Origin of the sequence: Cellulomonas sp. ACRRI (assembly GCF_022346185.1) — a bacterium.
Taxonomy (GTDB): domain Bacteria; phylum Actinomycetota; class Actinomycetes; order Actinomycetales; family Cellulomonadaceae; genus Cellulomonas.
In genome coordinates this window covers 1-1,726 of sequence record NZ_JAKRMS010000245.1, presented here as the reverse complement: position 1 = coordinate 1,726, position 1,726 = coordinate 1, and the positions used below count along the sequence as shown (strand labels likewise).

1 protein-coding gene is annotated in these 1,726 nt (G+C 80.2%); it reads right to left on the bottom strand.

The features are described 5' to 3' along the window. Positions 1-178: 178 nt before the first annotated feature. Positions 179-1,726, bottom strand: a 1,548-nt coding sequence (gene dprA, locus MHY85_RS20920) for a DNA-processing protein DprA (RefSeq protein ID WP_239200377.1), incomplete at its 5' end; no start/stop codon positions are given.

Sequence of the window (1,726 nt, the reverse complement as noted above, 5' to 3'; positions counted from 1 at the left end):
CGCACGCCCTCCGCGCCCTCAGCCGCCATGCGCCCCCCTCCGCGCCCTCAGCTTCCCTCAGCGCCCTCAGCTGCCTTGAGCCCCTCAGCGCCCTCAGCTGCTCTGAGCCACCCTGAGCGACCTGAGCCGCCCTGGCGACCTAGAGCCGCCCTGACTGAGCCGCCCTGAGCGACCGCCGTCATCCCGGAGGTGCTCCCCGCCCGCCGGAGCCGCCGCGCCCGGCGCCGTCGTCCACCCGGCGCCATCGCCCGTCGACCACCTGCGCCGCCCCGGCGAGCTCGAGCAGCCCCAGGGCGCCGACGGCCTCGTGCTCGGCGAGCCCGGCGCGCCGCGCGACCTCCGGGACGGGCAGGGCGCGGCGGCGGTCGAGGGCGTCGAGCACGCGCGCCGCCGGGCTGTCCGCGCGGTCGGCCACCGCGGGCCGCCGTGACCCGGAGGGGCCTGGTGGCGCGGTGGGCGACCCGGCCGCGGTATTCCCGGCCGGCGGTCCCGCCGCGCCGTGCCCTGCGCCGCCCGGTCCCGCTCCTCCCGGGGGGTCGAGCAGCTCCACCACCTGCGCCGCGTCGGTCACGCAGACGGCGGCACCGTCGCGGAGCAGTCGGTGGCACCCGACCGAGGCCATCGAGGTGATCGGGCCGGGCACGGCACCCACGGGACGGAAGAGCTCGGCAGCCCGGGCCGCCGTGCTGAGCGCGCCGCTGCGCCAGGCCGCCTCCACCACGACCGTCGCGCCGGCGAGGGCGGCGATCACCCGGTTGCGCTGCAGGAACCTCGCCCGGCTCGGCGAGGTGCCGGGCGGGCTCTCAGCCACCAGGGCTCCCCCGTCGTCGACGATCCGCTCGAGCACCGCGAGGTTGCCCGCGGGCGTCGGACGGTCGATGCCACCGGCGAGCAGCGCGACGGTCCGGCCACCTGCCGCCAGGGCACCGCGGTGCGCCGCGACGTCCACGCCGAAGGCGCCGCCCGACACGACGGTGGCGCCCCGCTCCGCGAGGCCGGCCCCGAGGTCGCCGGCGACGCGCTCGCCGTACGGCGTGGCGGCCCGCGCGCCCACCACGGCGACCGACCGGCCCGCCAGCGCCGCCAGGTCCGGCTCGCCCCGGAGCCAGAGGCAGAGCGGAGCCGCGGGGCCGAGGTCGTCGAGCCGGCGAGGCCATGCCGGGGACCCCGGGACCAGCAGGACGCCGCCGTGCTCCCCGAGGTCGTCGAGCGCGGGACGCGGGTCCAGCTCGGCGAGCCGGGGCGCCCAGCGCGGCAGCGCCCGAGCGAGGACACGCAGGACGCTCGCCGGCCAGGTGTCGACGCCGCCGACCGGGGCGCCCACCCGATCCGCCGAGGGGGACGCTGGCCATGCGTCGAGATCGGTGCTCCCGCCCGAGACCGGTGCTTCCGCCCACCGATCTCGGCGAGTCGCACCGATCTCGACGCCGTCGCGCGCCCTCGGCACGGCTGCGGGGTCCGTGACCGGGCCACCCGCCCGGTCGCCGGAGCGCGCCAGGTCGCGCAGCCGACGCAGCGCGTCCGCCGGGGTCGCCGTCACCGCCCAGAGGGCCCAGGCGAGCGCGGCGGGCGCACCCAGCGCCGCCACGACGGCGCCGGCCGTGGTGTCGCCCGGCTCGGCGACGATGCTCCACGCGGCACGCGCCCACGCCTCGCCACCGCGCTCGGCCGCCCACGCCCCAGCGCCCTGCTCGCCACGCGCCCACGCCTCGCCACCGCGCTCGGC